The sequence below is a fragment of the Amycolatopsis sp. NPDC051758 genome (assembly GCF_044453095.1).
In the GTDB taxonomy this organism is placed as follows: domain Bacteria; phylum Actinomycetota; class Actinomycetes; order Mycobacteriales; family Pseudonocardiaceae; genus Amycolatopsis.
In genome coordinates this window covers 478,631-492,979 of sequence record NZ_JBITCJ010000003.1, presented here as the reverse complement: position 1 = coordinate 492,979, position 14,349 = coordinate 478,631, and the positions used below count along the sequence as shown (strand labels likewise).

The following is a 14,349-nucleotide window of genomic DNA, read 5'->3' as shown; positions in this document are numbered from 1 at the left end:
TCGTGCGCAGCTACCACTGGCCGCCGCTGCTTCCGGTCGTCGCGCTGGTCCTGATGCCGTTCCTGCCGTTCGTCAACACCACCGGGCTGTGGCTCGGGCTGCCGCGGATGATCGTGTGGGGCGCGTTCTGGTGCCTGATGTTCACCCCGGCGCTGCTGCTGTCCGAACGCCTGCTGCACACGCGGGAGGACGACGAATGATCCTCGCTTTCACCCTCGCCGGCATCGTCTTGATCGGCGTGCTCGGTTTTGTCGGGCGCCGCAAGCCGGTCGCCGACCTGGCCGAATGGACCGTCGGCGGCCGCCGCTTCGGCGCGCTGACGATGTGGTTCCTCCAGGCGGGGGAGGTGTTCACGACCTTCACCTTCCTCGGTATGGCCGGGCTCGCGTTCTCCGGCGGTGTCGCGGCGATGTACGCGCTGCCGTACGTCCCGATCGCCTACGTCGTGCTGTTCTTCCTGGCCAAGCGCCTCTGGACGCTGGGCAAGGAACGCGGTTACCTCACGCAGGGCGACTTCCTCGAGGACCGCTACTCCAGTCGGGCGCTCGGGACGCTGTCCGCGGTACTGGGCGTGATCTTCGTGCTGCCGTACCTGCAGCTGCAGATCACCGGCCTCGGCCTGATCGTCCGGCTGGTCACCGGCGACAGCGCGTCCGGCACGCTCAGCATGATCACCGGCAGTGTGCTGGTGGTCGCGTTCGTGCTGTGGGCCGGGCTGCGCGGCGTCGCGGCGACGTCCTACTTCAAGGACGGGATCATGCTGGTCGCGCTGGTGGTGCTGATCGTCGCGGTGCCGACGCACTTCGCGGGCGGGATCCCCGCGGTGTTCCACAAGATCGAGCAGCTGCACCCCGAGAAGCTGATCGTCCACAGTGGAGCGAACGACCACGTCTGGTTCGTGACGAGCATGCTGGTCAGCGCCGTCGGCGTCGGGCTGATGACGCTGCCGCATTCGTGGCCGGCACTGATGTCCGCACGCGACCCGAAGGTGCTGCGGCGCAACTACGCCTGGATGCCGGTGTACGAACTGTGCCTGCTGCTGCCGATGATCGTGGGGTTCGCCGCGATCCTCGTGGTGCCCAAGGGGAGTGACCCGAACGGCGTATTGCTGACGCTGTCGAAGGATGCTTTGCCCGGCTGGGTGACCGGCATCATCGTGGTCGCCGCGACGGCCACCGCCATGGTCCCGGCCGCCGGGATCCTGATCGGCATCTCGTCGCTGGTGGCGCGGAACATAGTCCGCGTCCGCAGTGGCCGCAAGCAGTTCTGGATCAACCACGGCACGGTTGTGCTCGCGAGTACTCTTGCCCTCGTGCTCGGCATCTTCCGGCCGGACCTGCTGGCCAACCTGCTGTTGCTCACCTATTCGGGCTCGGTCCAGCTGGCTCCGGCCAACCTGCTCGGCTTCCTCCGGCGGGTGCCCGTCGGCAAGGGCCCGGTGTTCGCCGGGCTGATCGCCGGCGAGCTCGTGGTCGTCTGGCTGACCTTTGTGGACACTCACCTGGCCGGCACGGTGAACGTGGGCCTGATCGGGCTCGGGGTGAACGTCGTGGTGCTCGGGCTGGCCGTCCTGGTGGAACGGCTGGCTGTTTCGGCTTCTTCTGAGGAGGCGGCGTGACGCGCACGGTCTTCACGGGCGGTTCGGTGTTCGACGGCACCGGCGCGGAGCCGGCGGCGGCCGACGTCGTCGTCGAGCACGGCCGGATCGTCGACGTCGGCACGGACCTGGACGGCGACGAGGGGGTCGACTGCGCCGGCGCGGTGCTGCTGCCCGGGCTGTTCGACTGCCACGTGCACGTCACGGTGTCGGAGATCGGGATGCTCTCCCGCGTGCAGAAGCCGTTCTCGTACCAGTTCTACGAGGCCGCGCGGAACCTGTGGGCGACGCTCGGGCTGGGCATCACGACGGTGCGCGACGCGGCCGGCGCGGACCTCGGCATCAAGCAGGCGGTCGACGACGGGCTGATCCCGGGGCCGCGGCTGCAGATCTCGATCGGCCTGATCACCCCGACCGGCGGCCACGGGGACGACTGGTACCCGTCGGGCACGTGCGTGCCGTTGCTGGTGCCGCACCCGGGCCGGCCGGACGCCACCGCCGACGGCCCCGACGAGGTGCGCCGCGTCGCCCGGACGCTGCTTCGCGCGGGCGCGGACGTGCTCAAGGTGTGCACGACCGGCGGTGTCCTTTCCCCGCGTGACGACCCGCGGCACTCGCAGTTCACGCCGGAGGAGCTGGAGGTCCTGGTCACCGAGGCGTCGATGCAGGGCCGCCCGGTGATGGCGCACGCCCAGGGCGCGGCGGGCATCAAGAACGCCGTCCGCGCGGGCGCGCGCTCGATCGAGCACGGCATCTACCTCGACGACGAGGCGATCGAGCTGATGCTCGGCCACGGCACGTGGCTGGTGCCGACGCTGATCGCCCCGGTCAACGTGGTCCGCGCGGCCGACGCGGGCGTCGACCTCCCGGCGGCGGTGGTGGCGAAGGCCCGCGAAGTGGTGGAAATCCACCGCGACTCGGTCCGCCGCGCGTACGCGGCGGGCGTCCGGATCGCGATGGGCACCGACAGCGGCGTCGGCCCGCACGGGACCAACCTCGAGGAACTGGCCCTGATGGCGGCGTGCGGCATGACTCAGGCGGACGTCCTGGAGGCGACCACCTCGTCGGCGGCCCGGCTGATGGGCCTGGACGGCGAACTGGGCCGCGTCGAGCCGGGGCTGCGGGCCGATCTTGTGGTGGTGGCGGGGGATCCGTACGACTTCCCGGCTTTGGCGTCGAACATCCGGGAGGTCTGGAAGGACGGCACCCGGGTGGTCTGACACCGGAGGATGCCTCAGGTGCCCAGCCGGTCGAGATCCACGACGGCCTTGTCGAACCGGAAGACGTCGGCGGGGACGCTCATGAAGTCGTCGTTCTGGGCCTTGCCGCGGCTTCTGAGGTTCGCGTCCCGTTCGATGAGCAGCGCGACGTAGCAGCCGTAGTCGATGGCGAAGCCGTCGTAAAGCTGTCCCGGGTGGCGAGGATCGACGATGCCGCGCCGGAGGACGTGGAGCAGGCGTGCGTCGCACAGAGCGTCGATCGCGGCAGGCCGGTTCCGCACGGACAGAAGGAAGGTCCGGGACTTACGCTGACCGACGACTTCGTCGACCAGGAGGCTCAAGATCCGGTCGGCGTCCTCGTACCTGCTGATCGCGAGCTTCTTGTCCCGCAGGTACCAGTCGCGGGCGGCCCGGCGCACGTGCGGGAGGTCGATCTTCGCAGTGTGGGCGTGCTGAGCGGCGAGCGCGGCGATGTTGATCGCGTCCCGGGGAACTCCTTCGGCGGCTCTGACGAGTTCGGGAAACGCTCCCTCCTGGAACGTCCCGGAGGTGAACTCGTCGATGCCGGGAGCCGCCGTCCGCAGCATCGAAGTCAGGACCGGCCGGACGTGGTTGTAGAACAGCTGCCGGAAGAAAGCTTGAGCTCTTTCCCGCGACTGGTCGAAGACCAGGGCGTCGTCGAGACTGACCGTGGACGCCGCGTCCGAGCCGACCTCGATCCCCAGGTAGTCGTCGTGGAGGGGGACGAAGAACCGGGCGCGGTGTTCGATGGCGGCGATCTTCACCGTGATGCCCCGGATCGGCAGGACACTGCGCCGCAGCAGATCTGCCAGAAACGGCTGCAGGTCGAGCGGAACGCTGCTCCACTCGTCGAGGAGCAGCCACAGCCGCGCCGGCCGGATTCCGTCGGCAACGGCCTGGATCGCTCTGCTCAGCGGACCGAACATGACCCGGTGCTGTTCGATGCCGGTGCGCTTTTGCCGGCTCGACGCGGACTTGGACGCCTTGTGCCGCGCGTACGCCTTGACCCCGCTCTTCCGTCCCAACGACGCTTCGAGCGCGCTCTGCCGCTCGACGGCGTCGCCGAGTGTTTGCTCTTGCTCGGTTTCTCCGACGACCTCGACCTCGGTCGCGGCGGCGACCAGCGCGTCGAGGCCACGCAGAAACCCGTCCTGGTCGGGCACCCGGCCGTCGACCGCCAAGGCGAGGAGCTGGTCGTGGACCGCTTCGAGCGTGTCCACCAGGAGTTGCGTGCCGCGCTGGGCGGGGGTCAGGGCCTCGTTGGCGTACAAGCCCCCGGTCGACCCGATCGTCCGCAGGTCGAGGTAGATCGCGACGTCTCCGGTCTGTTCGACGAGATCGTGGAGGTGCAGCAACCCGTGGGTCTTGCCGGTACCGCGCCGGCCGAAGAGGATCTGGTGGTCCGCGGAGTTGATCATCGCGGAGAAGGACCCCGCGGCGACGTAGGTGGCGGCCAACGTCGACCGGTCGGCGCTTTCCGCTCGGCGCGGGATCCGCATGAGAGCCTGGTTGAGGTGCATCTGGAGGGCCTGCGCCATGAGACTCCCTGGTCCAGGGTGGCTCGCGTGATCTTGGTGGTGAGCGAGGACTTCGACCCCACCCACGTCGCGAGGACCGAGAGGCTCGTTACAGCATCGAGAAAGACACGCCTGAACAGCGCAACGAACGGGGTGAAGGCCCGTCGTCAGAACTCCGGGCTCAGCAGGTCCTTCAACGCCGCCGCGAACTTCGACGGGTTTCGCTGCGGCGCCAGGTGTGCGCCGGGCATCTCGCCGAACGGCAAGCCCAGCTCCAGGGCCAGGATCTTCGCCGGCTGGTAGTGGTAACGACCGCGGCTGCCTTCGCCCGCCACCGGGAAGATCTCCGTACTCGCGCGGCGCAGGGCGCGCAGGTCCGGCAGGTAGTCGAAGAACTCCGTCAGCTCGCGGTCGAACAGCCGGATCCAGTCGGCCTCGTGGGGGAGACGGATCGTCGGCAGGTCGGGCAGGGCCGCGCCCGCGATCGCGTCGGCGAAGCGGGTCACCGCCCGCATCAGCTCACCCGAACGGGCCAGCCGCACCTGTTCGGCGGCCGCTTCGAGCCAGCTACCCGCGTCCGGCATCAGGTGCACCGCCGGGGGTTCGTGCGCGACCAGCGTGGTCACCCGGTCCGAAAACCGCGCCACCAGGTCGAGGCCGATCAGCGCGCCCGCGCTCGAGCCGAACACCAGCGCCGGGCCGTCGGTTGCGTGCTCCAGCACGGCCCGTGCGTCGTCGGCCTGCAGGGCCACCGGCACCGGGCCGGTGGTGGTGTCCGTGCTGCCGAAGTGGCCGCGGCGGTCGTAGGTGATCACGGTGTAATCCGCGTACAGCTGCTTCGCCAGCGCGCGGTACGAGTCACCCGACCCGGTGCCGCCCGCGATCAGCAGCAGCGCCGGACCCTCGCCGCCGCGGCGGACGAGGAGCTCACCGTCCTCCACCGGGCAACGGCTTTCCGAGATCATGCATCGAAGTGAAGCACAACGGCCGCAAGCTAACGTGCGCGGTATGACGGAACGGCGAGCGATCCTCAGCGGGTCGACCTTCGAGGAACAAATCGGCTACGCCCGGGCGGTCGTGCTCGGCGATCGGGTCTACGTCTCGGGCACGACGGGCTTCGACTACACCACGATGACCATCTCCGAAGACGTCGTCGAGCAGGCCGCGCAATGCCTGCGCAACATCGAAGCCGCGCTGAAAGAGGCGGGCTGCACCCTCGCCGACGTCGTCCGCGTCCGCTACCTGCTGCCGGCGCGCGAGGACTTCGAGCCGTGCTGGCCGGTGCTGCGCAAGGCTTTTGCCGACGTCCGCCCGGCGGCGACGATGCTGCAGTGCGGTCTGGCCGACCCGCGCATGAAGATCGAAATCGAGGTGGACGCCCACCTACCGGCCTGACGCGTCAGCCAAAGGTCCAGGTTGAGCGCGAAGTCGAGGCCCGCGCGCGTCGCCCGGTCGGCCGAGGGGCGGTCCAGCCGCTCGCGCAGCCGCGCCGGGTCGAGGTAGGCCCGCCCGGTGACGCCAGCAGATCCGCCGCCTGCGAGCGGATCGCGACGTCGTAGGCCGGGTCGTGGGTCGCCTTGACCCGCTGGGTGACGCTGCGCGGGAGCAGGTCGGCCACCGCCGCCCGGAGCAGGGACTTCTCCCGGCCGTCGAAGGTGTGGTGCGCCCACGGCCCGGCAGCCGGCGGGTCAGGTGCAGGTGGAACACCTCGCGCATCCGGCGCTGCGCCGGGGTTTCCCCCGGCAGCACCGGAACTTCGGCGAGCGCCTGCCGGGGACGTCGTCGAACTGCGGGCGATCGGGGCGGCGATCGGGTCCGGCCGGCCGCGGGGCAGCCGTGCCTGGTCGGCCCGGTGAAGTCGAACATCGGGCATCCGGAGGCGGCGGGCGGGCTCGCCGGGTTGATCAAGACCGCTCTGGTGGTCCGCAACCGGCGGGTGCCCGCGACGGTGCACTGCCCGAACCCGACCTCAGCCGAGTGGCCCTCCCCGGGACGGGCGCTCGCGGGGGTCAGCACCTACGGGCTTTCCGGCACTTTTGTCCACCTGGTCGTCGGCGAGATCGACGACGTCAGAGCCGTTCGATGATCGTCGCGGTGGCGAGGGCGCCGCCGGCGCACATCGTGACCAGGGCCGTCGATGCGTCCCGGCGCTCCAGCTCGTGCAACGCCGTCGTCAGCAACCGCGCTCCGGTGCTGCCCACCGGGTGGCCGAGGGCGATCGCGCCGCCGTTGACGTTGACCCGCGACTCGTCCGGGGCCAGCGTCCGCTGCCACGACAGCGCCACCGACGCGAACGCTTCGTTGACCTCGAACAGATCCGGGTCGGCGATCGTCATGCCCGTGCGGGAGAGCACCCGTTCCGTCGCGCGGATCGGGCCGTCCAGGTGGTAGTACGGCTCGGCCCCGACCAGCGCCTGCGCGACGATCCGCGCCCGGGGACGCAGGCCCAGCGCCGCCGCCCGGTCGGAGTCCATCAGGAGCAGGGCCGCCGCGCCGTCGGAGATCTGGGACGACGTGCCCGCCGTGTGGATCCCGTCTTCCACCACCGGCTTCAGCCGGGCCAGGCCCTCGACCGTCGTCTCGCGGAGACCCTGGTCGCGGGCGACCAGGCGGGTTTCGCCGGTCAAGCCACCGTCGGCGTCGAGGACCGGGGCCTTCACCGGCGCCACCTCGCGGTCGAAGTGCCCGGCTTCCCAGGCGGCCGCCGCCTTGTGCTGGGACGCCGCGCCGAACGTGTCGACGTCGGCGCGGGTCAGCCCGCGCCGGACGGCGATGCGCTCGGCCGCGCCGTACTGGTTGGGCAGGTCGATCGACCACGACGACGGCCGCGGTGAGCCGGTCGCCCGGTTCGCGCCGAGCGGGACGCGGCTCATCGCCTCGACGCCGCACGCGACGCCGGCCTCGATGGCGTCCGCCGCGATCAGGCCGGCGACCAGGTGGGTGGCCTGCTGCGCCGAGCCGCACTGGGCGTCGATCGTCGTCGCGCCCGCCGTCTCGGGCAGGCCCGCGTGCAGCCACGCGGTGCGCGTGACGTTGTTGGACTGCTCGCCGGCCTGCGTGACGCAGCCGCCGATCAGCTGCTCGACCAGCGCGGGGTCGATCCCGGCCCGGTCGAGCAGGGCGAGCTGCGCGGCACCCAGCAGCTCGGCGGCGTGCAGGCCGGCCAGCAGCCCGCCCCGCTTGCCGATCGGGGTCCGCACGGCTTCGACGATGACCGGCACGCCCATGTCGTCCCTTTCGTCGGGGAACGGTGTTCACTGACTCAAAAACTAGAACAAGTTATCGTTCTGTGCAAGCGATCGCAGGGCTGGACCCTTCTTGATCTCTGCTGGCTGAGCGCTCGCTCACCTGCCGTCATCGGTCAAGTTAACGGGTTTCACTGAACGGTCTTCCTTTAGTTAACACCGTATGCTTCAATCCGAGGTAGAACGTGTTTCACGGCGAACCGTGGGAGGCAACGTGGCCGCTCCGCTCATCCCCGCCGGTTTCGACTTCACGGACCCGGACCTCTATGCCCAACGGCTGCCCCTGGCCGAGTTCGCCGAGTTGAGGCGGACCGCCCCGGTGTGGTGGAACCCCCAGAAGACCAACACCGCGGGCTTCGGCGACGACGGCTATTGGGTCGTCTCCCGGCACGAGGACGTCAAGGAGGTCTCGCGCGACAGCGCGCTCTACTCGTCCAGCGAGAAGACCGCGATCATCCGCTTCGACGAGAGCATGACCGAGGATCGCCTCAACGCGAACCGCCTGGTACTGCTCAACATGGACGCCCCGCAGCACACCAAGCTGCGGCGGATCGTGTCGAAGGGCTTCACGCCGCGCTCCATCTCGAAGCTCGAGGACACACTGCGCGAGCGTGCCGAAAAGATCGTCCACGAGGCGCGCAAGAAGGGCACCGGCGACTTCGTCACCGACGTCGCGTGCGAGCTGCCGCTGCAGGCGATCGCCGAGCTGATCGGCATCCCGCAGGAGGACCGGCTCAAGATCTTCGACTGGTCCAACCAGATGGTCGCCTACGACGACCCGGAGTACGAGGTCGAGCCGCTGGAGGCGTCCGCGCAGCTGATCGGCTACGCCTGGAACATGGCCGAGGACCGGCGCAAGTGCCCGATGGACGACATCGTCACGAAGCTGATCCAGGCCGACGTCGACGGCGAAGCGCTCGGCTCCGACGAGTTCGGCTTCTTCGTCATCCTGCTCGCGGTCGCCGGCAACGAGACCACGCGCAACGCCATCACCCACGGCATGAAGGCGTTCCTCGACCACCTGGACCAGTGGGAGCTCTACAAGGACCAGCGGCCGAAGACCGCGCCCGACGAGATCGTCCGCTGGGCCACCCCGGTGGTCGCCTTCCAGCGCACCGCCACCCGCGACACCGAGCTCGGCGGCGCGCAGATCCGCAAGGGTGACCGTGTCGGCATGTTCTACAGCTCCGCCAACTTCGACCCCGAGGTGTTCGACGAGGCGGAGAAGTTCGACATCATGCGCGAGGACAACCCGCACGTCGGCTTCGGCGGCACCGGTTCGCACTACTGCATCGGCGCCAACCTGGCCCGGCTGGAGATCGACCTGATCTTCAACGCGATCTCCGACGTGATGCCGGACATCACCGAAGCCGCGCCCCCGGTGCGGCTGCGGTCCAGCTGGTTGAACGGGATCAAGCACTATCCCGTTCGGTACGCCTGAGGAACTCGAGGACCCGCTGCCGGGTGCGCTCGGCGGCGGGTTCGTCGTGGTCGGGGCCGGCCGCGTCGGTGTAGAAGTGGCCGATGCCCGGGTAGGTGAACACCTGGGCGTCGGCGCCGGACCGGGTCGCGGCGGCCTGCCAGGCCGCGACCTGCGCCGGGGGCGCGATCGGGTCGGGGTCGGCGACGTGCGCCTGGGCCGGCAGGCCCGCGCGGACCGACGCGGGCAGTGCTCCCACGGCGTGCAACAGCAGGACACCGGCCGTATCGGGCCGGTCGGGCAGTACCTCCTGGACGACGCCTGCTCCCATCGACACGCCCATGAGCACGGTTTCCGCGGGCAGGTCTCGCACGGCTTCCCGGGCCCGCCCGACGATGGCAGGCCAGCCGACGGTGTCCTTCAGCACGAAGCCTTCCTCGATCGTCGCGGCGGTCGAGCCGGCGTAGAGGTCGGGCGTGACGACGCGGTGCCCGGCCTCCCGCAGCCGGTCGGCGAGGCCGAGCTCGACGGGCCGCAGCCCCAGTACCGAGTGGAAGAGCACGATGGTGGTCACCGGACCATGACATCATGAGGCGATGGCCTCTCGAGCGACCGTCGACGTCGAATTCTCCGTGCGTGTCACCGAGCCCGGCGCTGCGGCCGTCTCGATCGGGGCGGCGCACGCGGACACCGAAGAACTCAAGGTCTCCTGGCACGGGGAGAGCGAGGGGGTCGAGTTCGAGCACGGGACGCGCGCCGAGGTCTTCGAGCTGCCCGCCGGTGAGCACCGGGTCACCTACCACGCCGAGCGGGCGCTGACCGAGTCCGAACCCGAGCCGCTCACCCGCGGTGACGCCGCGGTGTTCACCCGGCCCAGCCGGTACTGCCCGTCCGACCGGATCGCCGGGCTGGTGCCGCCGGAGCTGTTCTCGCTGGAGCGCGCCAAGGACAAGGTGGACACGATCGTCCGGCACGTCCACGAGCGACTGTCCTATGTGGTCGGCTCCAGCCGGGGGACCGACGACGCGATCGACACACTGCTGGCCGGCGAAGGCGTCTGCCGCGACTTCGCGCACGTCTGCATCACGCTGTGCCGGTTCCTCGACATCCCCGCGCGCTACGTCGGCGTCTACGCGCCCGGGCTGGCGCCGATGGACTTCCACGCCGTCTTCGAGGCCGCCGTCGACGGGCACTGGTACGTCTTCGACGCCACCCACCTGGCGCCGCGGCAGACCATGCTCCGGATTTCGACCGGGCGGGACGCCGCCGACACCTCCTTCCTCGCCACCCTCGGCTGCGAGCTCGACTTCCTGGGCAGCACGGTGTTCGCGACCACGGACACCGCGCTGCCCCAGGACGACTGGACCGAGCTGGTCGTGCTCAGCTGACGCCCCACGTGGTCGGCGTCGCGCTCATCCCGAACCGCAGCACGCCGCCGCCGGTCAGGTCGCGCTGGGTCAGCATCGGCTTCGAGACGGGCTTGCCGTTCAGGGAAAGGGAAGACACGTACGGCGTCGACGCCGAGTTCCCGGGCGAGGACACCACTAGCGGGCGGGAAGAACCGGGCAGCCGCAGGGTCACCTTCGAGAAGAACGGGCTGCCCACCGCGTAGGTGTCCGACGCCGGTGTCACCGGGTAGATCCCGATCGACGAGAGCAGGTACCACGACGACATCTGGCCGCAGTCGTCGTTGCCGGTCAGCCCGTCGGGCTTGTTCGCGTAGTTCGCCGCGGCGATCGAGCGCACCTGGGCCTGGGTCTTCCACGGCTGCCCGGCGTAGTCGTAGAGGTAGCCGATGTGGTGGCTGGGTTCGTTGGTGTGGTTGTTGTGCCCCTCGCCGAAGTGCCGGTCCAGCAGCGCGACGAACTTGTCGCGCCCCATCAGCGAGATCAGCCCGGGCACGTCGTGCATGACGTCGAAGGTGTACACCCACTCGTTGCCCTCGGTCCAGCCGCCGGACGTCCACGCGCCGTCGAAGTTCCGGGCCTGCATGAACCCGGTCGCCGGGTTGTACAGGTTCCGGTAGTTCTTGCTGCGCTCCAAGAAGAACGCGGCATCGTCGGGTTTGCCCACCGCCGAAGCCACCTGGGCCACCGCCCAGTCCTCGTAGGCGTAGTCCAGTGTCCGCGACGCTGCTTCGGCGGTCCGGTCGGCGGCGACCCAGCCGTTCTGCTTGTACGTCGTCAGCCCGGCCCGCGCCTCGACCGGCGTGCCCTCTTCACGGTCGGCGAACCGCAGCTCCGTGTCCCGGTCGGGCGGTGTCATCGCGTCCTTGTAGACGGCTTCGTAGGCCAGCTTGCGGTCGAACCCGGTGAAGCCCTTCGCGATGGCCTCGGCGATGATCGAGTCGGCGTTGGTGCCGACCATGATGTTGGTCTCGGCCGGGTTCTTCCACATCGGCAGCCAGCCGCCTTCGCGGTAGTCGTGCAGCATCGACGTCACCATGTCGTCGACGCGCTCGGGCGCGAACAGCGTCAGGAAGGCGTTTTCGGCGCGGAAGGTGTCCCAGAGGGAGTAACTCGTGTAGCTCACTCCATTGTGGACTCGGTCGTCGTAGGCGCTGTAGTAGCGGCCGTACTCCGACATCTCCGACGGGTACTGCAGCGCGTGGAACATGCTGGTGTAGAACGTCGCCAGCTGGTCCGGCGTCGCGCCTTCGACGTCGACGCGGTCGAGCTTCTCGCTCCACGCCGCCTTGGTCTGCGCCGCGACGCGGTCGAAGCCGGTGCCCGCGGGTACCTCGCGCCGCAGGTTTTCGCGGGCCTGGTCGATCGAGATGAACGACGTCGCGATCCGCACCTGGACCGTGCGCGCCGAAGCGGGGAAGCGCACAAAAGCGCCGAGCCCGGCATCCGTCCGGTCGCGTTCGCCGTCGTGCAGCGTGGTCCCGGTCGACGTCCCGAAGCCGGTCACCGGCGTGTCGAAGCCGGCGACGAAGTAGCCCTTGAAGTTCGGCGCCTTGAACGGCCCGAGCTTCGAATCCTGGCGGTCCGGGTTGTACCCGGAGATCTCGCGCCGCGCCGGGTCGACGTGCACGGCGCCGGTGATGCCGGCCCGCGTCGCGGTGAGGACGAAGTTCGGTGACGCGTCCGCCGGGAAGGTGAAGCGCATGACGCCGACGCGCGACGTCCCGGTCAGTTCGGCGCCGACACCCGTGGCCATCTTCACCGAGTACTTCGAAGGCGACGCGTGCTCGTCGGCGTGGGTGAACGGCATCGACCGCCCCACCTGGACGTCGCCGATGCCCGGCATGCCCGAGACGTAGCCGGAGTCGCCCATCCAGATCGCCGGCTGGTGCGTGCCGATGAACCCGGTGATCGCGGGGTCGTCGTGGTGGTAGGGGAGCCGGCTGACGTAGTTGACGCGCGTCTGCGGTGACCACCGCGTCATCGCGAACGGCGGCGCGGTGCTCGGGATCATCCCGCCGTACTCGGCGGGGTCGGCGCCGGTGGTGCCGATCAGCGGGTTGACCAGGTCGACGTTCGACCGGTGCGGGTGCGCGGCCGCCGGCACCGCGGTGACCAGCGACAGGGCAAGAATGGGAGCGAGAAGCAGGCGAACGCGCATGGAGCTGTCCTCCCAGTGGTGACATCGTTGTCAAGCTCCCCGGAACCCGGTGGGGAACTCGCTCACATCTAGCCGTGAGCGTGAACGGGTGTCAAGACCGCGTGTTGCCTGCACGAGAAGGTGCCCGGCTGGGTAAACAGTGTCCGTGAAGAGTTCCCCGAAGGCGCCGAGCCCCTGGGCGCGGGCGCGCGCCCGGTACCGGTGGCTGGACCACATCGCCCGCGCGACCAACCGCTACATCGAGTGCGGCGGGTACCACTACGTCGCCTCGATCACCTACTTCAGCCTGCTGTCGCTGGTGCCGTTGCTGATGGTGGCGTCGTCGGTCGCCGGGTTCGTGCTGGCCAGCCAGCCGCACCTGCTCGACACGATGGTGCGCGCGATCGTCAGCACACTGCCCGGCGGGCTCGGGACCAAGGCCACCAAACTGCTCACCGGATTTGTCGAGCAGCGGACGAGCGTCGGGGTGTTCGGTCTCGCCATCGGCCTCTACTCGGGCTGGAACTGGATGAACGCGCTGCGGGACTCGCTGACCGCGCTGTGGGGGCAGAACCGGTCGGACCAGTCGCTGCCGCGCCTGATCGCCGTCGACCTGCTCGCGCTGCTCGGTTTGACCGCGGCGCTGCTGGTGTCGTTCACGATCACCATCTCCGGCACCGCGCTGGGCAGCTACCTGCTCCGGCTCGCCGGGCTCGACGACACGAGCTGGGGGCACCAGCTCGTCTCCGCGTCGTCGGTGCCGCTGGCGCTGGCCGCCGACTGGCTGGTCTTCCTGTGGGTGCTGACGCGGCTGCCGCGGCAGCCGGTGGGCGTGCGCAGCGCGATGCGCGGCGCGATCGCCCTGGCCCTCGGGTTCGAGCTGCTGAAGCAGGCCGGCGGGATCTACCTCCGGCTGATCGGGGATTCGCCGACCGGCATCGCGTTCGGCTCGATCATCGGCCTGATCTTCTTCATCTCGCTGGTCGCACGGATGCTCGTCTACGTCACCGCGTGGACGGCCACCGGTTCGGACGCGCCACCGAAGCCGGTCGAGCCGCCCGCGCCGGTGGTGCTGAAGCCGGTGATCGTGGTGGACCCGCCGGTGGCGGTGCCGGCGACGGTCGGAGTGGTGACCGGGGTGGTCGGGACGCTGCTCGCGCTCAGGTGGCGACGTTCGCGAGACTGAAGAGCCGATCCAGCTGGTGGTCGATCAGCGCGATCACCGCCTCCGGCGTCCGCTGGCCCAGCACGATGCTGGTCTGCAGGCCGTCCACGCTCGACAGCAGCAGCTCGGCTTCGGGCATCAGCTCGAGGTCCGGCGCCACCTCACCGCGGTCGCGGCCCCAGGACAGCAGGTCGGCGGTCAGCCGTTCCAGCTCGGGCGGCGCGGAGCTGAACGCCGACGCCAGGCCGGGGTCGGACAGCGAGCGGACGAAGTAGGCGAGGTGCACCAGGTAGCGCGTGCGGCGCTCGTCGTCGATCGGCAGCATGCCGACGAGCAGCGCGCGTAAGACTTCCCGTGGCGTGGTGTCCTCTTCGGGGCCGATCCCCGCGCGGATGCTCTCGCCGGCGTCGGCGTTGAGGATCTCGAGCGCGCCCAGCAGCAGGTCGTCACGCGTGCCGAAGTAGTACTGCACCAGCCGCAGCGAGACGCCGGCCTCGGCCGCGACCTTGCGCAGGGACACGTCTTCCAGCCCGCGCGTGCTCGCGATCCGCCAGACGGCCTCGGCGATCTGACGGCGGCGCTGCTCGTGGTCCGCGAGTCTCGGCATGGTGGGTCGAG

At 69.9% G+C, this 14,349-nt stretch carries 15 protein-coding genes; 8 read left to right on the top strand and 7 right to left on the bottom strand.

The window, feature by feature from the left end:
- Positions 1–2: 2 nt before the first annotated feature.
- The 3 genes from ACIA5G_RS17660 to ACIA5G_RS17650 are packed head-to-tail and all read left to right on the top strand — an operon-like array spanning position 3 to position 2,817.
- Positions 3–200, top strand: coding sequence for a hypothetical protein (locus tag ACIA5G_RS17660; protein ID WP_395924221.1), 198 nt, complete (start codon positions 3–5; stop codon positions 198–200).
- A complete protein-coding gene (locus tag ACIA5G_RS17655; RefSeq protein WP_395924219.1) occupies positions 197–1,618 on the top strand; it encodes a sodium:solute symporter in 1,422 nt (473 codons plus the stop codon). The genes ACIA5G_RS17660 and ACIA5G_RS17655 overlap by 4 nt, the downstream gene beginning before the upstream one ends.
- The gene (locus ACIA5G_RS17650) at positions 1,615–2,817 is read left to right on the top strand and encodes an amidohydrolase family protein (protein WP_395924217.1); all 1,203 of its coding nucleotides are present in this window, start codon (positions 1,615–1,617) and stop codon (positions 2,815–2,817) included. The genes ACIA5G_RS17655 and ACIA5G_RS17650 overlap by 4 nt, the downstream gene beginning before the upstream one ends.
- Positions 2,818–2,831: 14 nt before the next feature.
- Here the strand turns inward: ACIA5G_RS17650 and ACIA5G_RS17645 are convergent, their stop codons facing one another.
- Positions 2,832–4,376 carry a hypothetical protein gene (locus tag ACIA5G_RS17645; protein WP_395924215.1) on the bottom strand — a complete coding sequence of 515 codons (1,545 nt, stop codon included), beginning with the start codon at positions 4,374–4,376 and terminating at the stop codon, positions 2,832–2,834.
- Positions 4,377–4,522: 146 nt separating this feature from the next.
- Positions 4,523–5,320: an alpha/beta fold hydrolase gene (locus tag ACIA5G_RS17640; RefSeq protein WP_395924213.1), complete on the bottom strand. Its 798-nt coding sequence runs from the start codon at positions 5,318–5,320 to the stop codon at positions 4,523–4,525.
- A gap of 43 nt (positions 5,321–5,363) precedes the next feature.
- On the opposite strand from ACIA5G_RS17640, the gene ACIA5G_RS17635 reads away from it, so the two are divergent.
- On the top strand, positions 5,364–5,750 hold the full coding sequence (locus ACIA5G_RS17635; protein ID WP_395924211.1) for a RidA family protein: 387 nt from the start codon (positions 5,364–5,366) through the stop codon (positions 5,748–5,750).
- Between the two features lie 4 nt (positions 5,751–5,754).
- On the opposite strand, the gene ACIA5G_RS17630 is transcribed toward ACIA5G_RS17635, so the two are convergent.
- A complete protein-coding gene (locus ACIA5G_RS17630) occupies positions 5,755–6,228 on the bottom strand; it encodes an asparagine synthase-related protein (protein WP_395924209.1) in 474 nt (157 codons plus the stop codon).
- On the opposite strand from ACIA5G_RS17630, the gene ACIA5G_RS17625 reads away from it, so the two are divergent.
- A complete protein-coding gene (locus ACIA5G_RS17625) occupies positions 6,208–6,441 on the top strand; it encodes a hypothetical protein (protein ID WP_395924207.1) in 234 nt (77 codons plus the stop codon). The two genes, ACIA5G_RS17630 and ACIA5G_RS17625, sit on opposite strands and share 21 nt — an antisense overlap.
- Here ACIA5G_RS17625 and ACIA5G_RS17620 read toward each other — a convergent pair.
- Complete coding sequence (locus tag ACIA5G_RS17620; RefSeq protein ID WP_395924205.1) at positions 6,425–7,582, bottom strand: steroid 3-ketoacyl-CoA thiolase; 1,158 nt, start codon at positions 7,580–7,582, stop codon at positions 6,425–6,427. The two genes, ACIA5G_RS17625 and ACIA5G_RS17620, sit on opposite strands and share 17 nt — an antisense overlap.
- A gap of 232 nt (positions 7,583–7,814) precedes the next feature.
- Between ACIA5G_RS17620 and ACIA5G_RS17615 the strand changes: the two genes are divergently transcribed.
- Complete coding sequence (locus ACIA5G_RS17615; protein WP_395924203.1) at positions 7,815–9,041, top strand: cytochrome P450; 1,227 nt, start codon at positions 7,815–7,817, stop codon at positions 9,039–9,041.
- On the opposite strand, the gene ACIA5G_RS17610 is transcribed toward ACIA5G_RS17615, so the two are convergent.
- Positions 9,013–9,594 (bottom strand): dienelactone hydrolase family protein, encoded by a 582-nt coding sequence (locus ACIA5G_RS17610; protein ID WP_395924201.1) that lies wholly within the window; start codon positions 9,592–9,594, stop codon positions 9,013–9,015. The two genes, ACIA5G_RS17615 and ACIA5G_RS17610, sit on opposite strands and share 29 nt — an antisense overlap.
- Before the next feature lie 22 nt (positions 9,595–9,616).
- On the opposite strand from ACIA5G_RS17610, the gene ACIA5G_RS17605 reads away from it, so the two are divergent.
- Positions 9,617–10,408, top strand: a complete 792-nt coding sequence (locus tag ACIA5G_RS17605) for a transglutaminase family protein (protein ID WP_395924199.1) — start codon at positions 9,617–9,619, stop codon at positions 10,406–10,408.
- On the opposite strand, the gene ACIA5G_RS17600 is transcribed toward ACIA5G_RS17605, so the two are convergent.
- Positions 10,401–12,587: a GH92 family glycosyl hydrolase gene (locus ACIA5G_RS17600; RefSeq protein WP_395924197.1), complete on the bottom strand. Its 2,187-nt coding sequence runs from the start codon at positions 12,585–12,587 to the stop codon at positions 10,401–10,403. The two genes, ACIA5G_RS17605 and ACIA5G_RS17600, sit on opposite strands and share 8 nt — an antisense overlap.
- Before the next feature lie 145 nt (positions 12,588–12,732).
- Here ACIA5G_RS17600 and ACIA5G_RS17595 point away from each other — a divergent pair, with 145 nt between their 5' ends.
- The gene (locus ACIA5G_RS17595) at positions 12,733–13,752 is read left to right on the top strand and encodes a YhjD/YihY/BrkB family envelope integrity protein (protein ID WP_395924195.1); all 1,020 of its coding nucleotides are present in this window, start codon (positions 12,733–12,735) and stop codon (positions 13,750–13,752) included.
- On the opposite strand, the gene ACIA5G_RS17590 is transcribed toward ACIA5G_RS17595, so the two are convergent.
- Positions 13,727–14,338 carry a TetR/AcrR family transcriptional regulator gene (locus ACIA5G_RS17590; protein ID WP_395924193.1) on the bottom strand — a complete coding sequence of 204 codons (612 nt, stop codon included), beginning with the start codon at positions 14,336–14,338 and terminating at the stop codon, positions 13,727–13,729. The two genes, ACIA5G_RS17595 and ACIA5G_RS17590, sit on opposite strands and share 26 nt — an antisense overlap.
- Positions 14,339–14,349: the final 11 nt, after the last annotated feature.

Excerpts from the sequence above, each read along its gene's own strand:
- ACIA5G_RS17655 (WP_395924219.1), top strand. The coding sequence starts at position 197 with ATGATCCTCGCTTTCACCCTCGCCGGCATCGTCTTGATCGGCGTGCTC.
- ACIA5G_RS17645 (WP_395924215.1), bottom strand. The coding sequence starts at position 4,376 with ATGGCGCAGGCCCTCCAGATGCACCTCAACCAGGCTCTCATGCGGATC.
- ACIA5G_RS17640 (WP_395924213.1), bottom strand. The coding sequence starts at position 5,320 with ATGATCTCGGAAAGCCGTTGCCCGGTGGAGGACGGTGAGCTCCTCGTC.
- ACIA5G_RS17635 (WP_395924211.1), top strand. The coding sequence starts at position 5,364 with ATGACGGAACGGCGAGCGATCCTCAGCGGGTCGACCTTCGAGGAACAA.
- ACIA5G_RS17630 (WP_395924209.1), bottom strand. The coding sequence starts at position 6,228 with ATGCCCGATGTTCGACTTCACCGGGCCGACCAGGCACGGCTGCCCCGC.
- ACIA5G_RS17620 (WP_395924205.1), bottom strand. The coding sequence starts at position 7,582 with ATGGGCGTGCCGGTCATCGTCGAAGCCGTGCGGACCCCGATCGGCAAG.
- ACIA5G_RS17605 (WP_395924199.1), top strand. The coding sequence starts at position 9,617 with ATGGCCTCTCGAGCGACCGTCGACGTCGAATTCTCCGTGCGTGTCACC.
- ACIA5G_RS17600 (WP_395924197.1), bottom strand. The coding sequence starts at position 12,587 with ATGCGCGTTCGCCTGCTTCTCGCTCCCATTCTTGCCCTGTCGCTGGTC.
- ACIA5G_RS17590 (WP_395924193.1), bottom strand. The coding sequence starts at position 14,338 with ATGCCGAGACTCGCGGACCACGAGCAGCGCCGCCGTCAGATCGCCGAG.